The 24,364-nt window shown below is 31.6% G+C and carries 26 protein-coding genes and 1 tRNA gene; 9 read left to right on the top strand and 18 right to left on the bottom strand.

The features are described from left to right. Positions 1-90 precede the first annotated feature (90 nt). Positions 91-522 carry a hypothetical protein gene (locus NMK29_RS19175; RefSeq protein WP_035085465.1) on the top strand — a complete coding sequence of 144 codons (432 nt, stop codon included), beginning with the start codon at positions 91-93 and terminating at the stop codon, positions 520-522. A gap of 48 nt (positions 523-570) precedes the next feature. On the opposite strand, the gene NMK29_RS19170 is transcribed toward NMK29_RS19175, so the two are convergent. The 9 genes from NMK29_RS19170 to serS all read right to left on the bottom strand — a co-directional run bounded on the left by NMK29_RS19170 (position 571) and on the right by serS (position 8,887). Further along, complete coding sequence (locus tag NMK29_RS19170) at positions 571-1,659, bottom strand: Gfo/Idh/MocA family protein (protein WP_108803236.1); 1,089 nt, start codon at positions 1,657-1,659, stop codon at positions 571-573. Between the two features lie 56 nt (positions 1,660-1,715). After that, positions 1,716-2,081, bottom strand: a complete 366-nt coding sequence (locus NMK29_RS19165; RefSeq protein WP_027393327.1) for a cupin domain-containing protein — start codon at positions 2,079-2,081, stop codon at positions 1,716-1,718. 18 nt (positions 2,082-2,099) lie between these two features. Then, complete coding sequence (locus NMK29_RS19160) at positions 2,100-2,420, bottom strand: thioesterase family protein (RefSeq protein WP_254097265.1); 321 nt, start codon at positions 2,418-2,420, stop codon at positions 2,100-2,102. Between the two features lie 114 nt (positions 2,421-2,534). Beyond that, positions 2,535-3,890: a magnesium transporter gene (mgtE, locus tag NMK29_RS19155; RefSeq protein WP_027393329.1), complete on the bottom strand. Its 1,356-nt coding sequence runs from the start codon at positions 3,888-3,890 to the stop codon at positions 2,535-2,537. 86 nt (positions 3,891-3,976) lie between these two features. Beyond that, positions 3,977-4,843, bottom strand: coding sequence for a 16S rRNA (adenine(1518)-N(6)/adenine(1519)-N(6))-dimethyltransferase RsmA (rsmA, locus tag NMK29_RS19150; protein WP_108803235.1), 867 nt, complete (start codon positions 4,841-4,843; stop codon positions 3,977-3,979). 1 nt (position 4,844) lies between these two features. Next, positions 4,845-5,273, bottom strand: a complete 429-nt coding sequence (locus NMK29_RS19145) for a hypothetical protein (RefSeq protein WP_108803234.1) — start codon at positions 5,271-5,273, stop codon at positions 4,845-4,847. Between the two features lies 1 nt (position 5,274). Continuing rightward, on the bottom strand, positions 5,275-5,583 hold the full coding sequence (locus NMK29_RS19140; RefSeq protein ID WP_027393332.1) for a DUF4286 family protein: 309 nt from the start codon (positions 5,581-5,583) through the stop codon (positions 5,275-5,277). 153 nt (positions 5,584-5,736) lie between these two features. Beyond that, complete coding sequence (locus tag NMK29_RS19135) at positions 5,737-7,524, bottom strand: tetratricopeptide repeat protein (RefSeq protein ID WP_027393333.1); 1,788 nt, start codon at positions 7,522-7,524, stop codon at positions 5,737-5,739. A 91-nt stretch (positions 7,525-7,615) separates the two neighbouring features. Further along, positions 7,616-8,887 carry a serine--tRNA ligase gene (gene serS / locus NMK29_RS19130; protein ID WP_027393334.1) on the bottom strand — a complete coding sequence of 424 codons (1,272 nt, stop codon included), beginning with the start codon at positions 8,885-8,887 and terminating at the stop codon, positions 7,616-7,618. Between the two features lie 882 nt (positions 8,888-9,769). Between serS and NMK29_RS19125 the strand changes: the two genes are divergently transcribed. Together NMK29_RS19125 and NMK29_RS19120 are read left to right on the top strand one after the other, a co-directional pair. After that, complete coding sequence (locus NMK29_RS19125) at positions 9,770-9,928, top strand: hypothetical protein (protein WP_159092200.1); 159 nt, start codon at positions 9,770-9,772, stop codon at positions 9,926-9,928. 147 nt (positions 9,929-10,075) lie between these two features. Then, positions 10,076-10,453: a hypothetical protein gene (locus tag NMK29_RS19120; RefSeq protein ID WP_108803233.1), complete on the top strand. Its 378-nt coding sequence runs from the start codon at positions 10,076-10,078 to the stop codon at positions 10,451-10,453. A gap of 75 nt (positions 10,454-10,528) precedes the next feature. Here the strand turns inward: NMK29_RS19120 and NMK29_RS19115 are convergent, their stop codons facing one another. Together NMK29_RS19115 and NMK29_RS19110 are read right to left on the bottom strand one after the other, a co-directional pair. Beyond that, on the bottom strand, positions 10,529-11,332 hold the full coding sequence (locus tag NMK29_RS19115; protein ID WP_108803232.1) for a M48 family metallopeptidase: 804 nt from the start codon (positions 11,330-11,332) through the stop codon (positions 10,529-10,531). Next, positions 11,329-11,889 (bottom strand): RNA polymerase sigma factor, encoded by a 561-nt coding sequence (locus NMK29_RS19110; protein WP_108803231.1) that lies wholly within the window; start codon positions 11,887-11,889, stop codon positions 11,329-11,331. Before NMK29_RS19110 ends, NMK29_RS19115 begins: the two co-directional genes overlap by 4 nt. Before the next feature lie 97 nt (positions 11,890-11,986). Between NMK29_RS19110 and NMK29_RS19105 the strand changes: the two genes are divergently transcribed. From NMK29_RS19105 to NMK29_RS19085, 5 genes are all read left to right on the top strand, one after another. Continuing rightward, the gene (locus NMK29_RS19105; protein WP_159092199.1) at positions 11,987-12,436 is read left to right on the top strand and encodes a hypothetical protein; all 450 of its coding nucleotides are present in this window, start codon (positions 11,987-11,989) and stop codon (positions 12,434-12,436) included. A gap of 154 nt (positions 12,437-12,590) precedes the next feature. Then, complete coding sequence (locus NMK29_RS19100; RefSeq protein ID WP_159092198.1) at positions 12,591-15,197, top strand: CHAT domain-containing protein; 2,607 nt, start codon at positions 12,591-12,593, stop codon at positions 15,195-15,197. Positions 15,198-15,501: 304 nt separating this feature from the next. Next, positions 15,502-15,738 (top strand): hypothetical protein, encoded by a 237-nt coding sequence (locus NMK29_RS19095; protein ID WP_108803228.1) that lies wholly within the window; start codon positions 15,502-15,504, stop codon positions 15,736-15,738. 17 nt (positions 15,739-15,755) lie between these two features. After that, positions 15,756-15,914, top strand: a complete 159-nt coding sequence (locus NMK29_RS19090; RefSeq protein WP_155839686.1) for a hypothetical protein — start codon at positions 15,756-15,758, stop codon at positions 15,912-15,914. 94 nt (positions 15,915-16,008) lie between these two features. Next, positions 16,009-16,590 (top strand): M23 family metallopeptidase, encoded by a 582-nt coding sequence (locus NMK29_RS19085; RefSeq protein ID WP_108803227.1) that lies wholly within the window; start codon positions 16,009-16,011, stop codon positions 16,588-16,590. A gap of 33 nt (positions 16,591-16,623) precedes the next feature. On the opposite strand, the gene NMK29_RS19080 is transcribed toward NMK29_RS19085, so the two are convergent. The 6 genes from NMK29_RS19080 to NMK29_RS19055 all read right to left on the bottom strand — a co-directional run bounded on the left by NMK29_RS19080 (position 16,624) and on the right by NMK29_RS19055 (position 23,330). After that, the gene (locus NMK29_RS19080) at positions 16,624-18,519 is read right to left on the bottom strand and encodes an ATP-binding protein (RefSeq protein WP_108803226.1); all 1,896 of its coding nucleotides are present in this window, start codon (positions 18,517-18,519) and stop codon (positions 16,624-16,626) included. Positions 18,520-18,557: 38 nt separating this feature from the next. Continuing rightward, positions 18,558-19,877 (bottom strand): HTTM domain-containing protein, encoded by a 1,320-nt coding sequence (locus NMK29_RS19075; protein WP_108803225.1) that lies wholly within the window; start codon positions 19,875-19,877, stop codon positions 18,558-18,560. After that, a complete protein-coding gene (locus tag NMK29_RS19070) occupies positions 19,874-20,806 on the bottom strand; it encodes a bifunctional riboflavin kinase/FAD synthetase (protein ID WP_108803224.1) in 933 nt (310 codons plus the stop codon). The genes NMK29_RS19075 and NMK29_RS19070 overlap by 4 nt, the downstream gene beginning before the upstream one ends. A gap of 210 nt (positions 20,807-21,016) precedes the next feature. Next, complete coding sequence (gene pth / locus NMK29_RS19065; protein ID WP_108803223.1) at positions 21,017-21,655, bottom strand: aminoacyl-tRNA hydrolase; 639 nt, start codon at positions 21,653-21,655, stop codon at positions 21,017-21,019. Positions 21,656-21,741: 86 nt separating this feature from the next. Next, complete coding sequence (locus NMK29_RS19060) at positions 21,742-22,362, bottom strand: 50S ribosomal protein L25/general stress protein Ctc (RefSeq protein ID WP_108803222.1); 621 nt, start codon at positions 22,360-22,362, stop codon at positions 21,742-21,744. Positions 22,363-22,388: 26 nt separating this feature from the next. After that, positions 22,389-23,330 carry a ribose-phosphate pyrophosphokinase gene (locus NMK29_RS19055; protein ID WP_108803221.1) on the bottom strand — a complete coding sequence of 314 codons (942 nt, stop codon included), beginning with the start codon at positions 23,328-23,330 and terminating at the stop codon, positions 22,389-22,391. 214 nt (positions 23,331-23,544) lie between these two features. Here NMK29_RS19055 and NMK29_RS19050 point away from each other — a divergent pair. Next, positions 23,545-23,626: transfer RNA gene (locus NMK29_RS19050), tRNA-Leu, on the top strand. A 262-nt stretch (positions 23,627-23,888) separates the two neighbouring features. On the opposite strand, the gene NMK29_RS19045 is transcribed toward NMK29_RS19050, so the two are convergent. Next, positions 23,889-24,362, bottom strand: a complete 474-nt coding sequence (locus tag NMK29_RS19045) for a hypothetical protein (protein ID WP_108803220.1) — start codon at positions 24,360-24,362, stop codon at positions 23,889-23,891. Positions 24,363-24,364 lie beyond the last annotated feature (2 nt).

Here is a 24,364-nt window from a genome sequence, read left to right as displayed (position 1 = left end):
TTATTTTGTAAATTGACTGAAAATTATGAGAAAGTATAGTTAAATGACTTTGCTTATGTATAATAATTCAAAACCCAAAATTAAAATATGATGAGATCACTACTATTATTATTTGCTGTTACCCTTTTGTTTTCTTGTAAAACTCAACAAAAAGGAGAATCTTTAGGTGGAAACGAGGATATTGAGGCTATAGCAGAAGATGAATTACTTACAGGAAAAGTGTTAGGTAAAAGGAAGAAGAAAATGGAATATGTAGCTGTTAAGTTAGTTGTAGATGAAAATACTTGTATGAAGGCTTATACAGATAAAGATGGTCTATATGATTTTTTAATCAATCCAAGTAAGTTAAAAGCTGATAGTTATTTTGAGTTTGTTTATAAGGGATACGCTAAAAAACAGATTCCTTATAGTGAGATAGCAGAAAAAGGTACTGTTACTTTAAGCACAAAAGGAGAGGTTGTAACAACCACAGATTATCGTTTGTTTTATGAGGCAATTAGATCTTGTAAGGACGAATTATAATTGGTAGAATTGCTTAATAGGTAAAAACTATGTCTTTTTTAGTACTTATTAAACTAATTTAATTTTCTTTTTGTCTTTAGCAGATTTATAAATTGCTTCTACAATTCTAATGTCTTTTATACCTTCTTCACCGGGAACTAAGACATCAGTATTATTTATTATAGATAAAGCATCATCATCCATTTGTTTGGCTTGTTGGTTTTCTATATATGTATTTAATAAAGTTCCGTCACTGGCTTCGCCTTGTACGCCACCATACATTGAAAATGGTTGTAGTTGATACCATCCATTATTAGTGTTTACGCGTAACCGATGCATATCATGTCCAACACTTGTTTTTCCATGGGCTATTGCGCCTGAGGGGAACTCTAATGTAAAATGCGTTGTTTCATCGGTTTCAGTAAATATATCTGGTCTTGTAGTCATTTGTTCAGCTACTACAGATATTGGTTCTTCTGCGGTTGCATACCTCGCCGCATTTAATGAATATACACCTAGGTCATACATAGTTCCTCCTCCTAAAGCTGCATCTAGTCTCCAGCTTCTTTCTGGATTTCTTACATTATAACCAATTTCAGCATAAACTTCTTTAATATTTCCATAAGGTTTGGTAGTAGCCCATTTTATAACTTGTTGTGTATTGGGTTCGTGTTGCATTCGATATCCAATAGATAGTTTAACTTTATTTTTTTTACAAGCACTAATGATGGATTGACATTCTTTTTCGGTTTTTGCCATCGGTTTTTCACACCATACATGTTTTCCTGTATTAGCCGCTTTAATTGCATATTTTGCGTGCAAACCGGTAGGTAGTACAATATATATTACATCTATATCTGGATTATCCGCAATACGGTCCATATTCTCATAGTTATAAACATTTTTATCTGGAATATTATATTTCTTTTGCCAGATAGGTATTTTAGATGGTGTTCCAGTAACTATTCCAGTCAATTGGCAATGTTTTGTTAATTGTAATGCTGGTGCTAGGACTGAAGTACTATAGTTGCCTAATGCTACTAAACATACTCCTAGTTTTTTATTTGGAGTATTAGAAAATAAATGTGTGGATGGTATAAGACTATAACTCGCTATTAACCCAATATTTCGGATAAATGACCTTCTATTTATATTCATAAACCTATTTTATTAAATTTTTTTAGAGGAAAAATCTATTAAAACAATATCGAAATTTAAATATCAATATACTGCGAAACAGTTCTTTCGCTTTCTACCTCTCCGGTATGTTTAGTGCTTGCTTTTTCAAATAATAGAACGTGAACTTCTTCATCATTTTCTGTAGAAGGACAATGTTCCACTCCTTTTGGTACAACAATGATTTCCCCTGCATTAACTTTAACAGTTTTATCTCTAAACTTCATGAAAAGTGTACCTTTTACGACCTGAAAAAGTTCGTCTTCGTCGTCATGCTTATGCCAAATAAAATCACCGCTTAACTTTGCAAGATAAACTTGATTGTTATCCACCATTGCTATGCGATGTGGATGCCATTGCTTGTTAAATTGAGATAGTTTATCTTTAATATTAATTGCTTCCATGTTTTCAACTTAATTATGTCAAAACAAGGTACTTATTTCTTTATTGATTCTGGTAGGTCTTAACGTTTCTTTATGGAGTAAACACCACATGGTTTTGGCGGTAACTATTACTTTTTGAGTAGAAGTTTTTATTATTTTAGTGTGTCGTTCACTTTTTGCACCATGATGATGATCAATCCATGTTTGGATTGTTAGTTCATCATGTTCAACGGCTGGACTGTGATATTCTATGAAATGATTTAAAACTACCCATACGTAGGTGTCTCTAATCGTTTCTGTTGTTTTTGTTTCCCAATGTTTTTTTTGCAATATCCTGTACCCAATGCAAGTAGGTAACATTATTTACATGATTCATATCATCAATTGCGGATTTTGGTACCGTGATAGTATATTGAAATACGTCAGAGTTCATAATAAGAGTAGTGCTAATTATAATTAATGGAGTTCTAAAACTTAAAACCCAAGTATTAATTTTGCGATGTAAAAAAACAAGAAAATTCCAAAAATATCATTACTAGTAGTAATAAATGGACCAGTTGCAATAGCTGGATCAATACCTCTTTTGTCAAGAATTATAGGAACAAATGTACCTATCAAAGCGGCTACTATGATTACACTCATAAGCGCTGTAGCGATAGTTAAACTAAATGAAATTTCGTAGCTCATAACAATTCCAAATAGTATCACTAAAAGAGCTAGAGCAACTCCATTTATTAGACTAAGCCCAATTTCCTTTAATAATCGTTTCCAAAGACTGCCTTTTACATTGTCATTTGCCAAACCTTGCACAATAATGGCTGAAGATTGAACTCCCACATTACCTGCCATCGCTGCAATAAGAGGTGTGTAAAAGAATAGATCTCGTATTCTAGGATTGGTCATTACATCTTCAAAATCTTGCATAATAAAAACACTTCCTAAACCTCCAAATAACCCTAGAATTAACCAAGGTAAACGTGCTCTAGTAAGTTCCCATACATTATCATCGGCTTCTACATCCTGAGATATACCAGCTGCCATTTGGTAATCTTTTTCTGCTTCTTCCTTAATAAAATCAACCATGTCATCAATTGTGATACGACCAACAAGAACCGTTTCATGATCAACTACAGGAATGGCCTCGAGATCATATTTTTGCATAATTCTTGCTACCTCTTCACCTTCAGTTTCTATATTAACATAGTCTACTTTAGGGATATAAACATCTCTGATATATGCTTTTGTAGGAGCAGTAAGTAAATCTTTAAGAGATAATCTTCCTTTTAATTTTCCTTCTTTATCTATTACATAGATTGAATGTACTCTGGTTACTTTTTCTGCCTGACGACGCATTTCCCGAACACACCCGGCAACTGTCCAAGTTTCTTTTACTTTTACAAGTTCTTTTGCCATTAATCCTCCTGCTTTATCTTCTTCATACAGCAGCAGTTCTTTTATATCTTCAGCGTGTTTTTCATCCTCAATCTCAGCGATTACCTCTTCTGCACGATCTTCAGGAAGTTCTGCAATAATATCTGCAGCATCATCCGTGTCCATTTCTTCTAACTCTTCTGCAATTTCTTTTACAGATAGGTTTTCAAGAATACGTTCTCGGAAATCTTCTTCTAACTCCATTAGAGCCTCCGAAGATTTTTCACTATCTAATAATTTAATTAAGTAAGTTGCTTGATATAAGTTAAGCTCACCGATTATTTCGGCAATATCGGCAAAGTGGATTTCATCGAGCATTTCTTGTAAACGAGTATCGCTTACATCTTCAATAAGATGCTTTACTTGATCGATAAGCTCATCTGAAATCTCGAATGACATAGTGTACTTGTTTATGGGATTTCTTTACAAACGCTCACAAAGATAACCAAAGAATTGAATTGCAGTTTAGATTGACGTTAAATGAATTAAATTCTTGATTTTTCAATCAACAAAGTGAGTTCTATAAATTGATTAACACTTAACTGTTCTGGTCTTTTAGTTAGTATTTCCATTTCTTTTATTTCATCAGGTAATTGAAATGTTTTAAGACTGTTTCTCAATGTTTTTCTTCGTTGCCCAAAAGAAGTCTTGACTACTTTATAAAAAAGTTTTTCATCACAAGGAAGTGTGTGATTTGATTTTCGAATCAATCGTAAAACTCCGCTATCCACCTTGGGCGGAGGATTAAAAACAGAAGGAGGAACTGTAAATAAATACTCAGCATTATAAAATGCCTGGGTTAATACCGATAAAATACCGTAGGCTTTACTTCCTGGTTTTTCACAAATACGTTGGGCTACTTCTTTCTGAAACATCCCGGTAAACTCAGGAATTCGTTTTCGTTTTTCTAATGTCTTAAAAACAATTTGAGAGGAAATGTTATATGGAAAGTTACCAGTAATAGCAAATGGATCATTGTCAAATAATGTATCTAAATCGTATTTAAGAAAGTCTGCTTCGATAACTTTAAAAGCTCCTTTTCCATTTCTAATTTCTGGATGTTCTAAAGGGAAACTAGTATTGAGGTAATCTATAGATTCTGTATCTAAATCCATAGCAATTAAATCTACATCTTTTTGTAGTATATATTTAGTAAGTACACCCATTCCTGGGCCTATTTCAATTACATTAGTATAACCGTTTAGTGTTAATGTGTCTCCAATTTTTTTAGCAATATTTTCATCTTTTAGGAAATGCTGACCCAAATGTTTTTTAGCACGCACAGCAGTTTTTTCTGTTCGAACTCTATCGTTAGATGATTGCTTTTTATTTTTTTTAAATTTAGAGGACATCCTAAACTTGTTTTGTTAAAGGTTTTATATTTTCTAGGATTGTCTTTTCGATTTCTATTCTATCTTTTTTTGAAAGCCAAGAAATTTCAAGATCAATTTTTTCTCCGTCTGTAGTAATAATATAAGGTTCAGAACCACCCTTAGCTGGATAAAAACTTTGGATTAAATTATAGGGTATATCTTGGTTGCCGATATTTATATAATCTTCATAGGTAGTAATACCAGGATTGTTAGAACGTATTATTAAAAATGCGGATATTATAAATAAAGCAATAAGAACTACAGTTATAATTTTTTCGAAAATAGAGCTTGCTATAAAAAATGAAACAATATTTAAAAAAACACTAATTATAAAAACCCCAAAACCAGCACATACTATAAGACCAAAAATCTTAATAGCATACAGTAATGTTGGTCTATATTGTTTCATATTATTGTTCACTAATAATTTCTAATTCTGTTCTAAACGCAACAAAATGTCCTGCAAATCGATTTGTTTTAGCTCTTAATCTTTCTGCGTCTACTTTATAATATTGTTCTAAGGTACTTTTACTATCCGTTGTGTATTGTACAGAATATGTATAGCCTCCCATTTCCTCTTCCACCAACACCTTACTCATTAAGGCTTTACTAAACTTCCCTGTTGCGAGCATATCAGGAATATGCTCATTTTTCATCCAGGATAACCATTCTTGGTGCTTAGTCTCTTCTATATTAATAGTAACATTGTAAATATACATATTCGTAATTGTCTTTATTGATCTAAGGGAATCAATGCTTTTATAATTAACTTACAAAGTTACGAAGAAGCGTAGACCTGTTATAACGATCACATTGTTATTTGAGTTTTGGATAGAATAATATATAGAAGGAAAATATATTTTAAAAAAGAATCAATTGATGGCATCACCACGCAGTGTTCGATACTTTTTTCTAGCATCTACAAAATAGATACTGTCCGCGTGATTAAAGATTAACTTCTCATATAATTCTTTTGCTTTTTCAGGTTCACCCAGAATGTTTACATATAATTCTGCTAACCAGTAATAGGCATCATCTACCAATATGTCATCAGGATAGAATTCGATGATTTTGAGATAGTTTACTTTTGCTTTTTCGAATTCTTTTTCTTTTTCAAATAATTTCGCTTGTCTAAGAAAAGCTTCATCTTCAATTTTTTCTCCTTTGTGATTCACTAAAATTTCTTCGTATTTAGTGATTGCTTCTTGGTTTTTATTTTGAAAAGCTAACAAGTCAGCTCTGGCAAAAATCTTTAAAGCTGTTTGCGTCGAATCTTCTAAAGAATTATCACTTATAATAAGACTTAATTCCATAGCATCATTAGCAATTAATTGAGAGGTAGATGATTTTAGTACATCTAACTGAGTTTGCGCCCAAGCAAAATCCCCTTTATAATAACTAGTTTTAGCTACTTTAAAACGTGCATCTTGGGCTAGAAAGTTATTTTTTAATGCATTCTGTACTTGCGTATAATAGATAAGTGCTTGATTAAATTTTTGATCTAAAACTAAAATATCTGCAATTTTCATTTTAGCTCTAGAAGATTGAAATCTCGAAAGTCTTTCTTGATTTAATAGACGTTTTAAGAATTCAATTGCTTCTTTTTTATTATCCTGATTGAATGCTAAAAAATGAGCGTAATCTATTTGTAAACCGATGGTTTGCGAGCCTTTTCCATAGGTTTCGAATACTTCTTCGTACTGTTGTTTGATTTCTTTGTAATCCTTTTTATCAGCAAGATCGGTTTTTGCTTTTAAAATGATTTTATGAGCTGTCAATTTCATATCATTCCCAGCAGGTGCGTTTAGTATGTAATCTAAAATCTGGGTAGCGGATTTTATATCTTTAGCGCCTATAGCAATTCGGGCAAGCCCAATGATACCTTGTAACCCTTGATCTTTTCTTTTATAGATTGCTTTTTCTTGTACAAACGCTTTTTTAAAGTCCTTTTGTTGAACAAAAAGCCAACTTAACATCTCATTATATATAATATCAGGATTTTGTTGTAATTTTTTGATTAATAATTTTCTGAAAATAACATTGGCATTATTTAATGGGTCATCTGTGATATATTGATTAAAATTACGTTGAACAATGTTTTTATAATTTGGTTGTAATTGTAGTAATGAAAGATAACTGTCGAACATTTTTTCTAGTTTACCTTGTTCTCCGTAAATTTTAGCAAGTTGTACATTAAAATTAGCTCCTGGGTTAGATGCCATTCCTTTTTCATAAATTAAGGCTGCTTGATCTAAAAGATTGTATTTTTCAAAAGTTTGCGCTAGTGAATACGCCGCATTTACATTATTACTATTAAAAACTTTTAAAGCTTTATTATAATAAGTAGTGGCTTTTTCAGAATTCCCTTGAACTTCGTAATGGTGACCCAATTCAACAAGTAGTTGTGCGTTCTTTGGTTTATTCTCAATTTGTTTCTGCAGAATTTTTTCTGCTTTTTCAAACTGTTCTAATTGTTGATGAGATTCTACCAGACCTAGGAGGTAGGTAATACGATTAGGGTTTCTGGTATGTAATTTTTTATACACAGAAAGTGCTTTTTCATATTCACCTTGTTGCACATAGTTTTTTGCTAGCTGTTCGGATTGACCAAACATAGGAATAGCAAAAAGAAAAATGATACAAAGATAAATAAAGCGCATGCTGCAAGTTTTTTTGTAAATATAGCAAAATGCGCTTTGATATTATGTTATAAGTATTGTTAAACTAGCTGATTATCTAGCTCTAAAAGAATTAGTCGATATATTCAAACCCACAATAAGGCACTAAAACATCTGGTATTTTAATTCCTTTTGGTGTTTGATAGTTTTCTAAAATACCAGCTAATACTCTTGGTAATGCTAGAGAGCTTCCGTTTAATGTATGAGCTAATTGATTTTTGCCATTACCATCTTTATACCTTAGTTTTAAGCGATTGGCTTGATAAGATTCAAAATTAGAAACAGAACTTATTTCTAACCAACGATCTTGAGCGGTAGAAAACACTTCGAAATCATAGGTTAGAGCAGCTGTAAACCCAATATCTCCTCCGCATAATCTTAATATACGGTATGGCAATTTTAATTCATTAAGAATTTCCTTTACATGGTCTACCATTCCATCTAGTGCCTGATAAGAGTTTTCTGGTTTTTCGATACGTACAATTTCTACTTTGTCAAATTGATGTAAGCGATTTAATCCACGAACGTGAGCGCCATATGAACCTGCTTCTCTTCTAAAACAAGGAGTATATCCAGTACAACAAATAGGCAGGTCATTCTCATTTACTAAATCATCTCTAAACATATTGGTTACGGGAACTTCTGCAGTAGGTATTAGATATAAATCATCTGCTGTAACGTGATACATCTGACCTTCTTTATCCGGTAATTGACCAGTACCATAACCAGAAGCTTCATTGACTAAATGAGGAACTTGATATTCTTTATATCCCGCATCTGTATTTTTGTCTAGAAAATAACTAATTAATGCACGTTGTAATCTTGCTCCTTTTCCTTTATAAACTGGAAATCCGGCACCTGTAATTTTTACTCCTAGTTCAAAATCTATGATGTCATATTTTTTTGCCAGTTCCCAATGCGGTAAAGCTCCTTCTTCTAAGGTTGGGATATCACCTTCTCTAAAGACTTCTTCATTATCCTCATCAGTTTGTCCATCAGGAACAGAAGAATGTGGAATGTTAGGAATTGTATATAATAACTCAATAAGTTCAGCTTTTACTTTTGGAAGTCTATCTTCTAAAGTATTCATGCTTTCCTTGATTTGAGAAGCTTTTTGTTTTAATATGTTAGCTTTTTGTTGTTCTCCATTTTTAAACAAAACTCCAATTTCTTTATTCAATTTGTTAGAGTCTGCTTTGATATTATCCAACTTGGACTGTGTAGCACGTCTTTCTTCATCTAAATTGATTACTTTTTCTAGAATTGGAGCAGCATCAAAATTTCTTTTGGCTAATGCAGCAATATATTCTTCTTTATGTGCTATGATTTGTTGTGCAAGTAACATGGTTTTTGTTTTGGGCGATTCCACTCGCTTCCTCGTGGTCGGACTATCCGCTATATCTTTTGTTTTTTCCTTTACCAAGCTTAAGATAAAAAAACAAAAGGATGTCGCTGCTATCCCTTTCGCATTAAAGGAGCAAATTTAAAGAAAAGGTTGGTTTTGTATGAATGAGAAAGAATGAATTTTTTAAAAAAGATGAACCTTTTATTTTTTAAACCTATTTCTAGTCTTAAAATAAATGATATTAATCCACGATTACTATGGATAAATAATAAAAAAAGCTATGCATTGTTGCATAGCTTTTGGGTAATATGACGACGTGGGATCTTGGGGATCAATATTATTTATGTACGTATTATATGTTTCTTTCTAGAGGCAACTCTCGGTTACTTATTTTATGTTTCATATAAACAACACTAATTTGTTATTTTCTCTGATGTAAAAATACTACAGGTCTTTTCAATATTTCTTTAAGATTGGGTAGGAGTAAAGTTTCTGTAGACCAAATCTAATTTTCTGTCGACCAATGGAAATGAAACAAATCATTTTTCATACTAAGACTTTATCCTATGTAGTCGCTGTTGTGTTTTTAAACTTTCAATAATCAGTATTTTTAGGAATAATTTCCCCGTTAATTTTTAAATAAAATGAGATTTTCTTTGTTGTTTATCGATTTAATAACAACTCTTAACGAAAAGTAACTTTGCTGTAGTAACACTTTTTGGATTTAAGTCATTAACTGATTAGAGATGATTTTCTAATTAGTGAAGTAGTAAAAAACACAAGTGATATATAAAAGAATATAAGAGATAGCTTTTTTAAACGACACAAACCTTGAGTGTCGATAAATGTTCAAGGCATATAAATCATTAATTATTTTCACATATGAAAAAATCAATTTTAAGCATCGGAAAAACTTTAAGTAGAGAGGAATTAAAACAAATCAATGGACAAAGTGGAGGTTATTATTGTCCAGGTGGCAATAGCGAGCCTAATGCTCCTAGATGTCCGGTTCCTTGTTTTATGGGAAATTGTTTTTTGTAAATTAATTATAAACGAGGTTGTCTTAATTTAGGTAACCTCGTTTTTTAAATACTCATTAACTGCTAAAATCGCATTTAATCTGTTAAATAATTTTATAAATGGAGGTTTTTTCTTACATTTATATCGAATGAATTAAAGATACCATTTATGAAACTATGTTGCTTTTTATTTACAGTACTTTTCATTCACACAATTTCTGCTCAGAATATAGATGATTACGACGCCGTTATCATTGATTTTACCAAAGGATATAATTATCTATCTCCCACAACGATTTTTGATTTGTTAGATGAAAAGTATCAGCAGACAAAAACTATTGATGATATTGATCAATTTTTAGAAAGCCATAATAAGACATTAGGCATGATAGAAGACTGTAGAGTGATTTCAAAAAAGGATGGAGAAACGTCATATATTATGCAAGCCGAAAAATCCGTTATGATTATGAAATTTGAGTTTTCTGATCAAAATAAAATTACTCATTATGAGTCTAAGGTATTGCAAGCCTCATTACCTACATTTTAAAAGCGATTTTGAAAAAATAAGCACTAGATAAAATTTATTTTATTTAAATAATGTGGTATTTCCCTGTATGAATAATTAAGTTTTATAATTAGCTATTTTTTCAAGTAATTGCTTAGCTTCTTTATTCTTAGAATAAGAGTTTTTAATAATAATTTGGAGTATTTGTTTACATTTATTTACATCTTTTGTTTTTAAGTATAGGAGTGATTTGTACCAGTATCCTTTTTCGGAGTCAATAAGATCACTATGAATAAAACTATTTAAGTTTTTTTCTGCCTGCGAATATTCACCTAATTCCATATGAGATATAGCCTTATATATGTATAACGTGCTATTATCTTTATCTTTTTCTAGTAATTTATCAATATATATTAATGCTTCTTGATAGTTTTTGTTTTTAAAATTACTTTCCGCAAAAGCTAAATCAGGATCTACCTCATTAGGGTTTCTAGTAACTAAAGAAGGTAATTCATTGGTGCTGTAATTAGCATAAATTTCATTAATAGTCTTTTGATTTTTTTGAGGGTAAAAATTAATAAGTAATGCAAATAGTGCGACAGCCGCAACAGCAGAAAAATAGGTTAATCTTCTTATTTTATTCTTCCGTTTATTGCTAGTTGTGGCCTTATGTATTACTTGTTTTAATCTATCGGCATTATTTCGATATAATGCAGTATATTCTTCTATTTCTGTTACATCTATTTTTGCAGCATAACTCCATTCTTCTTCATTTAGAGTCTCAAAAAGTTGTTTCTCTAAAAGAAATTTTTCTCTAAAGTTTTGATTATTGGCAATGGTATCCAAAAAATCATTCTGTTCCTTTTCAGAAAGTTGATTTCTTAAAAAACGTTCAATTAATATGTCTTCTTCTAAACTCATAATTCTTTTAATGAATTATATCTACTATCTTTTTTAATTAATTCTGCCAAACGTTTTTTGCATTTAAACACGCGTTGTCGAACAACCAATTCAGAGGAATATTCTGTGTTGGCAACAATTTCTTCGTATGGAGTTTTTGCAAAGAAGAGTGTTAAAATCTCTTTACAATTCCCAGTAATTTCTGCAAATTTTTCAATAAACAGTTCCTGTTTCTTTTGCTCTAGAAGGGCAAATGCACTATCTATATATTCATCATGTACTTCAACTTTTTCTACATTTGTTACCCTTTTTTTATGAAGATTTAATTCTCTTCGCCATAAGTTTTTACAAATCGCCATTAAATAGGCATCAAAATCTCCCGAAATACTAAATTTTTCTCTTTTGTATCGAATTATTATCTGAATCAAGGATTTTTGAAATATATCTTCTGCATCCTCGGTATTTCCGCTATTTAGAAGGATAAATTTTTTAATTGAAGGGAAGTTTTTATTATATATTTGAGAAATTATTTTTGAATCTTCTTTTACGAGCTCTTTTAAAAAAAAATTACCATCCATATATAAATGTTAAAAAGCAAAAATAAAATTTTATACTTTTACGTGGGTAACATTTTAAGTTTTTATGAAGAATAGGAAAATAAAAAACGTAAAAAAAATGAGGAAAAACATTATTTTAGGGGCACTGAGTTGTTTGTTCTTCTTTGCTTGTGAGCAAAATGAGGAACTTACAGAAATTGAAGGAAATGCTAAATTCGATGATTTAACTTTTGTAGATGGAACTCCTGTTCAGTATACCATCGAAGATATAGAAGTTGTGGTTATTTATTCAGTTGGAACTACAGAATCTCAGAAAGCCGAAATTAGAGCGAGACACGCGACTGAATACGGCCAGGTTAACGTAACTTCCTGTTCATTAAATCCTAATGGAGAAATCTGGAGTTATAGAGATCTGGTGATTCATAATTGGGAAGATGCCCCATATCAGGATTTGAATCATAGAGCTACGGATCCTATTGAAGCAGAAGATCCGGTAGAAAAATCTGCACTTCTTAAAATTGATTATAGAACATATTCAATTAATGATCCAAATATTGTTTGCGATTAATTAAATATTGAAGATTAAGATTAAGAAATATAAAATCTTTTTTTGGCTACTTATCGGGCATATTCTGCCTATAAGTAGCCAAAATTATTATAAACAATTTGTAAAACTCAAAGAAAATAAAAAGATAATTAAGGAGATAGAGAGCGATCATCTTTTGAGCTCAGTAAAAGATACTACTCATATTCTAGAAATGTCTCATTTTTTTTCTGTGCAGTGGTACAATAAAAAAAAATATGATCTAGCGATAAAGTATGCGAAGATTGAGATAAGTCATTTTAATGATCAGTTAAAAAAAAGTGTTTCTTATGAAAATGCACTTTATAATTTAGGGAGATTTTATTTTAAAAATAGAGAATTTACTAAGGGAGTTTGGTGTTTTAATAATGTGATAGAAGCTAATATTACAAGAATCAAGGTAGCGAGATCATATGGAGAGTTAGGTAAACATTATAGACGAAAAGGAGAACTATATAAAGCGTTGAATTACTCCAAAAAAGGAATTTACTTATTAGAAACGGATTCAAATAAGAACAGTTCTTTAGAGTCAAGCCTTTTATCTTTATACATTAATACTACGATTATTTGCGATGAGTTAGATACCAAAACATCCTCTAGGCAAGGGGTTGAATTATTAAAAAACGCGGATAGTTTAATACAATTAAACGAAAGACTACTTTCACAAAAAAACTTTTATTCATTAAACGTTACTTATGCAAATTTATATGCTAATGCATACCTGAAAGATTTTAGCAAATCCAAATATTATTATATTAAGAATTTAGAAAGAGGAATGGAACAAAAGGACTCTTCGGTAATTTCTAATTCATATGTAAATTTAGGGGAGTTGTATTTTGATTATCAAAAAGATAGTGCGTTATTCTATCTACAGCGAAGTTTGATATTTAATAAAAATAATGAAAACAGAAAGGCCGAAAGTTATAGAAATATTGCAAACTATTTTAGAGAACGTGGGAATTACAAATTAGCTCTTCAAAATATTGAAAATTCATTGAGTTGGAGTTTTGGACTAAATGGCGAGTTGACTAATCGTACTCCATCAGAACTACAATTGTTCGATACGGATGATAGAAGAAATGTTTTTAGAGCATTACGAAGTAAAATAATAATTCTATTTGATTTATACGAAAAAACTAAAGATCTTACATATCTAGAACAAGTAATCAATACAGTAACAATTAGTGATCGACTTGTTACTGTAATCATAGAGAACAGTTTCGAGATTAATACAAAATTATTATGGCGTAAAGAGGTTTCTGACACCTATACCATGGGAGTACGAGCAGCATATCTTTTAGGGGATAATGCTTCTTTATTCCGTTTTATGGAAAAAAACAAGGGCTTATTACTAATACAAGGTGTTAAAGAAAATACAATTCAATATGATTTGCCAAAGGAGTTACTCGATAAAAGACTAGCATTAAAAGAGAATATTTTAAGTCTAGAAGCTAACATACACCACAATCAGGATATTTATAGTAAAGAAAAAGATTCCTTGTTCGAATTAAAAAAGTCTTATCAAGCTTTTAATGATTCACTCCATAAGCTAAATCCGAAATACTTTGATAAAAGATTAAGAATAAAGCCGTCCGCACTTTTACAAGTAAAGGAAAAGTTAGATTCGTATACAGTAATTATTTCATACACGCTCGATGAACAAAATGTTGAAGAGAAAAATGTTTTTGGACTCGTAATCACTTCTAAAAATACGTTTAGTTTTAAAGTAAAAAACGCCAATGATTTATTAGTTAATTTAGATAAGTATCGAAGATTAATATCGAGGCCTTTAAAAAAGAAAAAAGAATTGATCTCTTTTAAAGATGTTTCTTACGCTATCTATCAACAACTTTTTCCTGGAGACCATTTTAAAAAAATGATTAAGAATAAACATTTGGTACTTATTCCAGATGTTGCTATGCAAAACATCCCTTTTGAAGCTTTTAATGTAAGTCCGGAATCATTGAAATATCTAATTGAGCAAAATGACATGAGTTATGCATATTCTGCATCCTTTTTAGAATATAATAGTAAAGCCGAAAGAAAAACGAATCTTGATTTTGTTGGATTTGCACCAATTCAATTTTCGAATGCTAATCTTCCAGAGCTTAGTACTACCGAGGAAGAAGTTTTTTCAATTAATACTATTTTAAATGGAGAGACATATTTGTTTGAACAAGCAAGTAAAGAAATATTTATGAAAAAGAGTATGGATGCAAAGATTATACATTTGGCTACTCACGCGAATTCCGGAGAAAAGCCTGAGATTTACTTTTTTCAAGATACTATTAAACTTCATGAGCTATACACCTATAAAAATAATTCAGATCTCGTAGTGTTAAGTGCATGCCAAACCAACCTGGGAAAAATTAATAAAGGTGAGGGTGTCTTTAGTTTAGCAAGAGGGTTCTTTTATGCTGGAGCAAATACTGTTATTTCATCCTTATGGAATGTTAATGATACCTCTACTTCTAGTATTATGAAATATTTCTATGAAGATTTGAATGCTTCTTCATCTAAAGTAGAAGCGTTAAGTAATGCTAAAAGAAAATACTTAAAAGAACATTCATTGTCGGAAGCGTCTCCCTATTATTGGGCTTCTTTTGTATTAATTGGAGATACCAATCAAGCTTTTGAAAACAACTTTATTCCCTATTATATCATGGGATCTCTAATTTTCATCTTCTTTATTTTTATTTTTTTTAAAAAAAAATGGGTAACAAATCATAAAAGTATGAAGAGTTAGGAGAAATGAAATTCATTTTGAAAGACTCGATACTACATATGGTTGCGTTAATATTTTAAAGAGAATAAGGTCTCTTGCAATAAAGAAGTGTCAATTTTTTAAATACAACGTCATCTTTCTTATGTATTTCATTAAAGGTTTATATGAAAATATGCTTTAGTTAAAGCAGTTTTATGAATCTACAGCTATTATAGACTAGAAATAATGAAAATACAGAAATAACTATCGGTTTTATAAATGTATTGACACAAACCTTGAGTGTCGTAAAATGTTCAAGGACTTAATCATTTTAAATTATTTACTTATGAAAAATTCATTGTTAAACTTAGGGAAAGTACTTAGCAAATCAGAACAAAAAGACATTCACGGAGGAAGAGGAGGTTTTGTAGCTTGCGGTTGTTCTTCTGATTATATTTTAGAAGGAGGAGAATTCGTAAATGGTAGCGAGTGTTCATTTGCTGCAAATGGTACTGCTTGGGGAGATCCTTTTCCAGGAGGTCGTTGTTTAGGAAGTGTGCAAAATGGGATGTGTTGTCTTTAATATCAAATTAATTAATCATGAAAAAATCAATTTTAGATTTCGGTAAAGCGTTAAGTAAATCGGAACAACAACAAATTAACGGAAAAGGGAATATCTACTGGTGTGCAGGAGGTAATTCACATACCACTAATCAATGGTGTCCAGTACGCTGTTTTATGGGGAATTGTTTGTTGTAAATTAATGATTATCGAGGTTGCCTGAAAAGGGAGCCTCGTTTTTTCTAGTTTTAATTGACTAAACAGCTAATAGTATATATCGTATATTTAATATATGATCACTGCAACTACAAGACGTTTTTTAGCCTCACTTTTGATTCTAATAGGTTCATTATATCGAAATAAAAGAACCCGAAAGTTTACATTAATCCCTTTGGTTGTAATTGGATTAGGATTTTTGGTTCCCCAAAAAATGATAATTCCTGTAAAAGGTGCCACGGCAAAAGATTGGGATGATCATTCTTTTTGGGCATATCCTTGGGGAAGTTCTGTAACGCATAAGGGCATTGATGTTTTTAAAGAAAAAGGTACTGATGTGATTTCATCAACATATGGTATCGTTTTGTATACCTATGAAGGGGGCAAAGGAGGGAAGACAGTTATGGTACTTGGACCCAAGTGGAGGTTTCATTATTATGCACACTTAGATGAGGTGGATGCTTTTCCGTTTCAACCAGTAGCGTCTGGAACCAAATTAGGAACAGTAGGAAATAGTGGTAATGCAATAGGTAAACCACCACATCTACATTACACGATCACAACTCCATTTCCTTATTGGTGGTTAAGAGATCCAGAAGTTATACAGGGAAATCGTAAGATGTTTTATCTAGACCCTGATACGTGGCTTAGAAAGTAAGGCGTAGTAAGAATTCTTACATGTTTTTTGATTTTATACAGGGATTTCTATGTTAACTACAGTCCCTCTATTCTCTGTAGAATCTATCATCATTTTACCAGATAAAGGACTTAGTCGGTTTCTTATATTTTTAAAACCAATTCCGTCTTTTATTTTAGCGGTGTCAAAACCAATTCCATTGTCCTCAAAAAGAAGCTGTAATGAAGTTTGGTATTCATTTAGATAAATATCTATATGATCGGCTTTAGCGTGTTTAAGAGTGTTGGTTAATAGTTCTTGAACGATTTTGAATAATTCTTCTTTTAAAGGGCTTTCAATTTCATTAATCTTTTCTTCTGGATGAGGGTTGAATGATATATTTTGATTGCTCCCTTGTTGGATATTATTAACATACTCCTTTATTAGCGTAGAAATACCATTGTTTTGAAACTTTTTGGAAGCTAGATTATGTGATAAATCCCTGACTTGATGATAAGTCTCATCTATTTGCTTTATAATTTTTGTTTGTAACGTTCCGTTGTCATTTGAGCTAGAAAGTTGTAATTTAATACTAGCTAAATTTCCTCCTATACTATCGTGTAATTCTCTTGCAAGACGTTTTCGTTCTTTGTTTTGGCCATCCATAGTAGCATTTATCAGGTTGAGCTCTTGGTCTTTCATCAAACCGTGAACTTTTTGAGAATTGACTTGTTTCTGAGATTTGTTTAATTCAATTTGTGTTTTTAATTTTTGGAAGTATACAAACAGTAATGCTATTACTGGTAGTAGCACTGCTAAGAAACCTATAAGGAATGCTTTTTTAATAGTTCGTTGTCTTTTTAGTTCACTTTCCTTAAGTAGTTTTTCTTCTTTAAGGGATAAAATTTCTTTTTCCTTTTGTAAAGTTTGATACTTAACTTCCATATCCTTTACAATAGCCTTATTTTGATTCTTAAGAATTTGGTTGGAGATGGATAAGTATTGAGTCATCAAATTATAAGCATTCTCATAGTCTTTATCGGCTACTTTAATGTCCTTAAGTACCATAATGACATCTCTTTGTAGCTCAAGCTTATTCCATTGCATAGTATTTACGTATGCAGTGGACAGGATCATTTCTGCATCCTTAACATGCCCTTGATTGTAATAAACGATTCCCATTCGTATTACCGCGTCTATATAGAGATCATAAAATTTACTTTCTAAGGCGATATCCTTCACCGATCTAAAATACTCAAGCGCATGAGCGAGGTTATTTTCAAAAAAATCGATTCTACCAAGTTTTAATTGAGTTTCTAGTCGTATTTTATTGTTTTCGTAAATTTTTAATTCCTCTAAAACCTGAAGATATGTGGATTTTGCTTTAGGTATATCTTTCTTGAAAAAGAATACATCTGCAGATAATTTTTTTGCTAATACTAGTACATCATTGTCTTTGCTTTTTTCTATACATTTTTCGAATACAGATAAAGCCGTGTCATATTCCTTTTGATGCAAATACACTGTTCCTAACCCTAATTGATGAATATAATGCATTCTATTCATTTCGGAAGTCGAAGAAATAGCAATACCATCTAAATGATGTTTCATAGCATCATCAAACAATCCTTTTTCTAGTTTACCTTTACCAAGGATATTATAAGACTTGGATAGATAGAGATTGTAATTAGAAAAATTATCCTTTTCTATAAGAATCTCATTTTTTAAAAGTTCTCCGTAATGCAATATCGAGTCTGTATTTCCTGCCTGAATATGAATTGTAGCAATCGTATCAATAAACTTAACTTTTTCTAGAAGATCTTTCGCGTTTTCTAGATCCCTATAGTAATGTTTGTCCACGGTATTAGGGATCTTTCCGAAAGAGGAATACCAGTCTTTCTTTTCCTGAGCTTTGCTAGAAAATGAAACTAGTATAATTAATATTAAAAACTTCTTAATTAAAATATCCATAGTACTACATTGAATATATGCTATCAATTTAGAAATACCTATTCTTTGTCATATTTAATAACCCAGGGATTAGTTGCGAAATAATTCCATTTTACACTTGTTAGATCAACATCGGGATCTATCAGTACTCTAGATTTTTTACGATTTACAGAAACTCTGCTTTTTACATATACTGCTATATCCCTTCCTTCTTTTTGGTGTTCTTTTTTGAGAAATTGAGCAAACTGCCAGATTGCGTCAGGTTTTGTATTTACAATACGGCGTTGCTTTTTTGATAAATACTGATTCTTATCTATTTTAACTCTCTTACAAGTGTTGTCATTAAATTCCACATAAAAATTAGTATATCCTGATCTGCCTCGTAACATCATTCTCCAGCTCAGTTTATGTCCTTCTTCAGTCCATAAAACGTCACCAGGAATAAACCAATGACGAATTGGTAAAGTAAGTTGAATTATAAACCAAATAGCCAATGCTGGGATTAATAATTTTCTGTATGATGGAACAATTAACTCATTTGCTGAGTAGAACTCTTTCTTAGCCATAAAAAGACTATGAATACGTTCTTTAGAAAAGAAAAAGACTGTAAACGCTAATGATAAGTATGGGAATATTCCAATTTGAAATACAATGGAATTAAAAAGGTGAAAAAAGATGCTAATAATAAATGCAACTAAGCGTGTTTTTCTCCATAGCAATAATGGGATAATAAGTAAATCAAATAAAATTCCAAAATATGCAATAGCTATATGAGCCCATTTTTGTTGTAATACTTCTCCAACAATAGGATAATCCGCTTTAGATAGCATTAAGTTTCTAGCTACACTAAAGTCTAACCAATCTGGGTATAGTTTAGCAACCGATGCATATGTGTATACAATCCATAACTGCAATATTATGAATAAAATACACCATCTAGGCATAGAGATTCGTTTAAGTGCTGGATTTTTCTTGACATCTAAAGAAAAATAATTTCCGGCAGGTAATGTACTCATAAGAATACAAAGTAATAATAGCAGATAATAATGATTGTTGTAAGAAGCTTTTTGCATGTAATAAACACCAGCCCAAAGAATAGTATAAGAAATCATACTCCAGCGGTATTTAAAACCTATCATAATAAAGATTCCAAAAACTCCCATAAGGGCGAAATAATAATACATTCCGTTTCCTGGAAGTGGCTGTAAAAATTCTAATCCAATGAAGTTAAAAGTAAATTGAGGTTCTACAAGAGTTCTCCTAACCCAGCCCGTAAGTATGGCTCCAAAAGATTCTGCAGTAATTAGAAACCCAAAAAATACTCTAAAAATTATTAAAGCACTATTATCTATTTGTGTAAATAACCAGCGATTGATCATACCGTAGAATTTATGTAATCTCTAGAAAAATCTTCATCATCTTGCATTGCATTTTTTAAATCCTCTATAGAATCGAATTTTTTCTCGTCTCTAATACGAATGAGCATTTCGATCTGTATTTTCTTTTCATATAGGTTAAATGATGCATCAAAAAAATGAGTTTCGATAGTTTGATGCGTCCCGTTTACAGTGGGATTATTACCGATATTCATCATACCGAAATACATTTTATTATTTATGTGGGATTTTACAACATACACTCCTTTTTTTGGAATCAGTTTATAATCCTCTTCTATAAAAAGATTGGCTGTGGGGTATTCTAGTTTTCGTCCTAACTCTTTACCTTTTATTATTTTACCGGTTAGCATAAAGTTATACCCTAAGTACTTGTTCGCTTTAATAATATCTCCTTCGAGTAAAGCTTCTCGGATTTTAGTAGAACTTACAGCAACATCATCAATATCTTGTTTGGAGATTTCTTCTACGGTAAAATCATTCTGAATTCCAAAAGAGGCAAGATCTGTAATATTAGAATTGCGATTGCGTCCAAAACGGTGATCGTAGCCAATAATTACATGACGAACATTTAGTCTGTTTATCAACATTTCTTCCACGTATTCTTTTGCAGAAAGACGAGAAAATTCTTTTGTAAATGGATGAATTACCAAACTATCTAATCCAGTTTTTTCTAAAATTTGTATTCGCTCCTCAATAGTATTAATGAGTTTTATACTTGTATCCTTTTGTAAAACCATCCTTGGGTGCGGGAAGAAGGTAAGAATTACAGATTCTAGATGATCACGTTTAGCAGCATCTACTAATCGTTCAATTATCTTTTTGTGACCAATATGAACACCATCAAAAGTTCCAATGGTAACGACTGATGGAGTATGGTTATCATATGTGTTAGCGTCGGTATAACGTTTCATCCGTTAATTTTTATTTATTTTTTTAGTAAAACGGAATTCGTAATTGTACGCGATAACTACTTTCAATTGAGTATATGTATTTTGTTTCAAGAAGATTATTTTAATTAAAACCGTATAGGGTTCATCTACATTTGTCTAATTCTCATTACAATGTATTGGTAGTAAGAATTGTTAGCTATAAAATTAAGCAAATGTTGTGAGATCTGCTATTTATTTTCCGTTAAAGGTATTCATTGTGTTAGCTAATCCTGCACTAACAAAGGATTTGATAAGGGCAACTCCTTTATCTAATCGTTCGTGCATAGCAGCTTCTTCTTCAGAATTCCATTCGCCAAGCACATAATCTACTTGCCTGCCTTTGTTAAATTCTGCTCCAACGCCAAACCTAAATCTAGAATACTTTGATGTATTAAGTTGTGCCTCAATATCTTTTAGCCCATTGTGTCCTCCGGCGCTTCCTTTTGCCTTAACTCTAATGGTGCCGAAAGAAAGATTAATATCATCGGTTATAACTAAAAGGTTCTCAATAGGTATTTTTTCCTTAGTTAACCAATACCTTACAGCTTTTCCGCTAAGATTCATGTACGTATTAGGCTTTAATAGTAAGATGGTTCGCGCTTTGTACTTATAAGTTGTTAAATCACCAAGTTTTTCAGTTTCAAAATCAAGATTTTCTTCTTTTGCTAGGGCGTCAAGAATTTTAAAGCCGATATTATGCCGAGTGTTATGATACTTAGGTCCAATATTGCCAAGACCTACAACAAGAAATTTTTTCATGAGATCTTCCTGGGTTTCTTCTTTTGTATTTTGAGTTTGATTAGAGAATATTTTTCTAAATAGAGAGAACATTTGTGTTTCTTTTCTGTAAAAATAAAAAAAGCACTCTGAAAATAGAATCAGAATGCTTTTTGATTGTTATCTCTGTAAAGAAAAGATTATGCTTCAGCAGCTGGTGCTTCTGCAGCTGTTGCTTCTCCTTCTTCATCTTCATCTTCATCATCCACAATTGCGGTACGAGAAGTTTTAACCATACAGATTACAGTGTTTTCTGGGTGTAGAATAGAGAAATCTTCGCTAGCTACATCAGTCACATATAATTTGTTACCTATTTTTAGGTTTGTAATATCTCCTTCGATTAGATCAGGTAAATTAGAAGCAAGACCTTTTACTTTGATACGTCTTAAGTTGTAACGTAATACTCCTCCGTTAAGAACCCCTTTTGCAGCTCCTGTAGTTCTGAAAGGAAGTTCTACAGTGATTGGCTTATCATCAAAAATCTGAATAAAATCGATGTGTAAAATTCTGTCAGTTACAGGGTGAAATTGAATATCCTGTAAGATGGCATTGATTTTTGTACCATTATCCAACGCTATTACCACGGTATGAACGTCTGGAGTATACACTAAGTTTTTAAAAGCAATTTCTGGCGCTGCAAAGTGTATAATAGTGTCTCCACCATAAATAACACAAGGTACCCGTCCAGCATTACGTAAGGCTTTTGTTGCTTTCTTGCCTACGCTTTCTCTTTGAGATGCATTGATTGTTAATGACTTCATTTTAAAATATATTAATAATTATTAATTTACATTATAAATTTAGAGCTAATAGACTCATTGTTATGAACTCTATTCATAACATCTGCAAATAAATTAGCACAAGTAATTACTCTAATTTTATCACTTTTTTGTTTTAGAGGAATAGAGTCAGTTACGATTAATTCTTCTAATTTCGAGTTTTCTAATTTTTCATAAGCTGTTCCAGAAAGAATAGGGTGTGTGCATATTGCTCTAACACTTTTTGCTCCTCTTTCCATCATAAGATCAGCAGCTTTAGTAAGTGTACCTGCAGTGTCCACCATATCATCTACTAACACTACGTTTTTACCGGTCACATTTCCTATTAATTCCATATGAGAAATCACATTAGCCTTAGCACGTTGTTTGTAACATATAACTACATCGCTTTGTAAAGCTTTAGAATATGCGTATGCTCTCTTAGAACCACCCATATCAGGAGAAGCGATTGTTAAATCACTTAAATTTAACGATTGTAAATAAGGTAAAAATATAGTTGATGCGAATAAATGATCTACTGGTTTTTCAAAAAACCCTTGAATTTGATCAGCGTGCAAGTCCATAGTTATGATTCTTGTTGCACCTGCAGTTTCTAGCATTTTAGCAATAAGCTTTGCAGCAATAGGAACTCTTGGTTTGTCTTTTCTGTCCTGGCGTGCCCATCCGTAATATGGTAGCACAGCAGTAATGTGTCTTGCCGAAGCTCTTTTAGCAGCATCTAACATTAACAACATTTCCATTAAATGATCAGAGTTTGGATGTGTAGATCCAATAATAAACACCCTAGATCCTCTTACAGATTCTTCAAAAGAAGGCTGAAACTCACCATCACTATATGTAGACGTAATGACCTTACCTAATTTCGCACCATATGCTTTCACAATTTGTTCTGCGAGTTCAGTACTTTGGTTACAAGCAAAAAATTTTGCTTCTGTAATTAAATTAGGCATAGGGTAAAATGTTGTTTTGTAATGAGTTAAAACTTATTTTCTAAAAACAAGGTGCAAATTTAAAAATTTATTTCTACTCTGGCTCGTATTTTATTACTTATTTAATGGATGTGATAAAATATTTTTTTAATTTTGCCGTCCAATTCATTCAAAGTTGCTCAAGTGGCGGAATTGGTAGACGCGCTGGATTCAAAATCCAGATTTTATTTTTAATGCCTCGGTGGCGGAATTGGTAGACGCGCCGGATTCAAAATCCGGTTCTGCAAGGAGTGTGGGTTCGATTCCCACCCGAGGTACGAAAAAAGCTTAGATGGAAATCTAGGCTTTTTTTATGCTCAGGTACAACATAGGTACAACAATTTACACTTTTCTTTAGTACTCGTCAATTAAACATAATTAGTTTCATTTAATATCAGAATTTATGAAATAGTCCTTAAGAATTTAATTTTTCTTAATCATTGGACACGGTACCTATTAGTGTCAATACAGGATAAAGCTATTATAATCACTATGTCCATTCACCTCAATGTTTAGTTCTTGCCTAAACCACGCATTGCACTATTTAATTTCATTTAGGAATTCTTCCCATATTGTTTTTTGGAATTTATCTTTGAAAACTCCAAAATGTCCAATTTTACCTGTATCATAATCTTTGGGAGCTAGATGTATTGATTTCTTCTTTGCTTTTGAATACTGTGCTGTCATCCAGTCTACAGCTTTTTTTGGAGCAAATTTGTCGTCATCTATACTAAAAGCGGTAATTTCTGAATGAATTTTATCGAAAAAAGATTCTGATATATTAATATCGCTTAGGAGATAATTACTATTCTTTCCCCAATTTCGCCACTGATTTGCTACATTTTTTGGAAGGTCTTCCATTCCACTAATCCTTTTTGAGGGTAGATAGCCAAAAATGTTGATAAGAACAGGAAATAAGACATACCAATTAAACCACATTTTTGCTTTACCCCTTCCTTTCCAAAATTTCCAGAAACCCGATTGAGCTGCTACTAAGACTATTTTAGCATCCATGA

It is taken from the genome of Aquimarina sp. Aq107, from assembly GCF_943733665.1.
Taxonomy (GTDB): Bacteria; Bacteroidota; Bacteroidia; order Flavobacteriales; family Flavobacteriaceae; genus Aquimarina.
The sequence above is the reverse complement of the archived record's forward strand: the minus strand, read 5'-3'. Positions and strand labels throughout refer to the sequence as shown.

Coding starts and splice junctions, on each gene's coding strand:
- NMK29_RS19175 (WP_035085465.1), top strand. CDS start 91: ATGAGATCACTACTATTATTATTTGCTGTTACCCTTTTGTTTTCTTGT.
- NMK29_RS19170 (WP_108803236.1), bottom strand. CDS start 1,659: ATGAATATAAATAGAAGGTCATTTATCCGAAATATTGGGTTAATAGCG.
- NMK29_RS19165 (WP_027393327.1), bottom strand. CDS start 2,081: ATGGAAGCAATTAATATTAAAGATAAACTATCTCAATTTAACAAGCAA.
- NMK29_RS19160 (WP_254097265.1), bottom strand. CDS start 2,420: ATGTTACCTACTTGCATTGGGTACAGGATATTGCAAAAAAAACATTGG.
- mgtE (WP_027393329.1), bottom strand. CDS start 3,890: ATGTCATTCGAGATTTCAGATGAGCTTATCGATCAAGTAAAGCATCTT.
- rsmA (WP_108803235.1), bottom strand. CDS start 4,843: ATGTCCTCTAAATTTAAAAAAAATAAAAAGCAATCATCTAACGATAGA.
- NMK29_RS19145 (WP_108803234.1), bottom strand. CDS start 5,273: ATGAAACAATATAGACCAACATTACTGTATGCTATTAAGATTTTTGGT.
- NMK29_RS19140 (WP_027393332.1), bottom strand. CDS start 5,583: ATGTATATTTACAATGTTACTATTAATATAGAAGAGACTAAGCACCAA.
- NMK29_RS19135 (WP_027393333.1), bottom strand. CDS start 7,524: ATGCGCTTTATTTATCTTTGTATCATTTTTCTTTTTGCTATTCCTATG.
- serS (WP_027393334.1), bottom strand. CDS start 8,887: ATGTTACTTGCACAACAAATCATAGCACATAAAGAAGAATATATTGCT.
- NMK29_RS19125 (WP_159092200.1), top strand. CDS start 9,770: ATGAAAAAATCAATTTTAAGCATCGGAAAAACTTTAAGTAGAGAGGAA.
- NMK29_RS19120 (WP_108803233.1), top strand. CDS start 10,076: ATGAAACTATGTTGCTTTTTATTTACAGTACTTTTCATTCACACAATT.
- NMK29_RS19115 (WP_108803232.1), bottom strand. CDS start 11,332: ATGAGTTTAGAAGAAGACATATTAATTGAACGTTTTTTAAGAAATCAA.
- NMK29_RS19110 (WP_108803231.1), bottom strand. CDS start 11,889: ATGGATGGTAATTTTTTTTTAAAAGAGCTCGTAAAAGAAGATTCAAAA.
- NMK29_RS19105 (WP_159092199.1), top strand. CDS start 11,987: ATGAGGAAAAACATTATTTTAGGGGCACTGAGTTGTTTGTTCTTCTTT.
- NMK29_RS19095 (WP_108803228.1), top strand. CDS start 15,502: ATGAAAAATTCATTGTTAAACTTAGGGAAAGTACTTAGCAAATCAGAA.
- NMK29_RS19090 (WP_155839686.1), top strand. CDS start 15,756: ATGAAAAAATCAATTTTAGATTTCGGTAAAGCGTTAAGTAAATCGGAA.
- NMK29_RS19085 (WP_108803227.1), top strand. CDS start 16,009: ATGATCACTGCAACTACAAGACGTTTTTTAGCCTCACTTTTGATTCTA.
- NMK29_RS19080 (WP_108803226.1), bottom strand. CDS start 18,519: ATGGATATTTTAATTAAGAAGTTTTTAATATTAATTATACTAGTTTCA.
- NMK29_RS19075 (WP_108803225.1), bottom strand. CDS start 19,877: ATGATCAATCGCTGGTTATTTACACAAATAGATAATAGTGCTTTAATA.
- NMK29_RS19070 (WP_108803224.1), bottom strand. CDS start 20,806: ATGAAACGTTATACCGACGCTAACACATATGATAACCATACTCCATCA.
- pth (WP_108803223.1), bottom strand. CDS start 21,655: ATGTTCTCTCTATTTAGAAAAATATTCTCTAATCAAACTCAAAATACA.
- NMK29_RS19060 (WP_108803222.1), bottom strand. CDS start 22,362: ATGAAGTCATTAACAATCAATGCATCTCAAAGAGAAAGCGTAGGCAAG.
- NMK29_RS19055 (WP_108803221.1), bottom strand. CDS start 23,330: ATGCCTAATTTAATTACAGAAGCAAAATTTTTTGCTTGTAACCAAAGT.
- NMK29_RS19045 (WP_108803220.1), bottom strand. CDS start 24,362: ATGGATGCTAAAATAGTCTTAGTAGCAGCTCAATCGGGTTTCTGGAAA.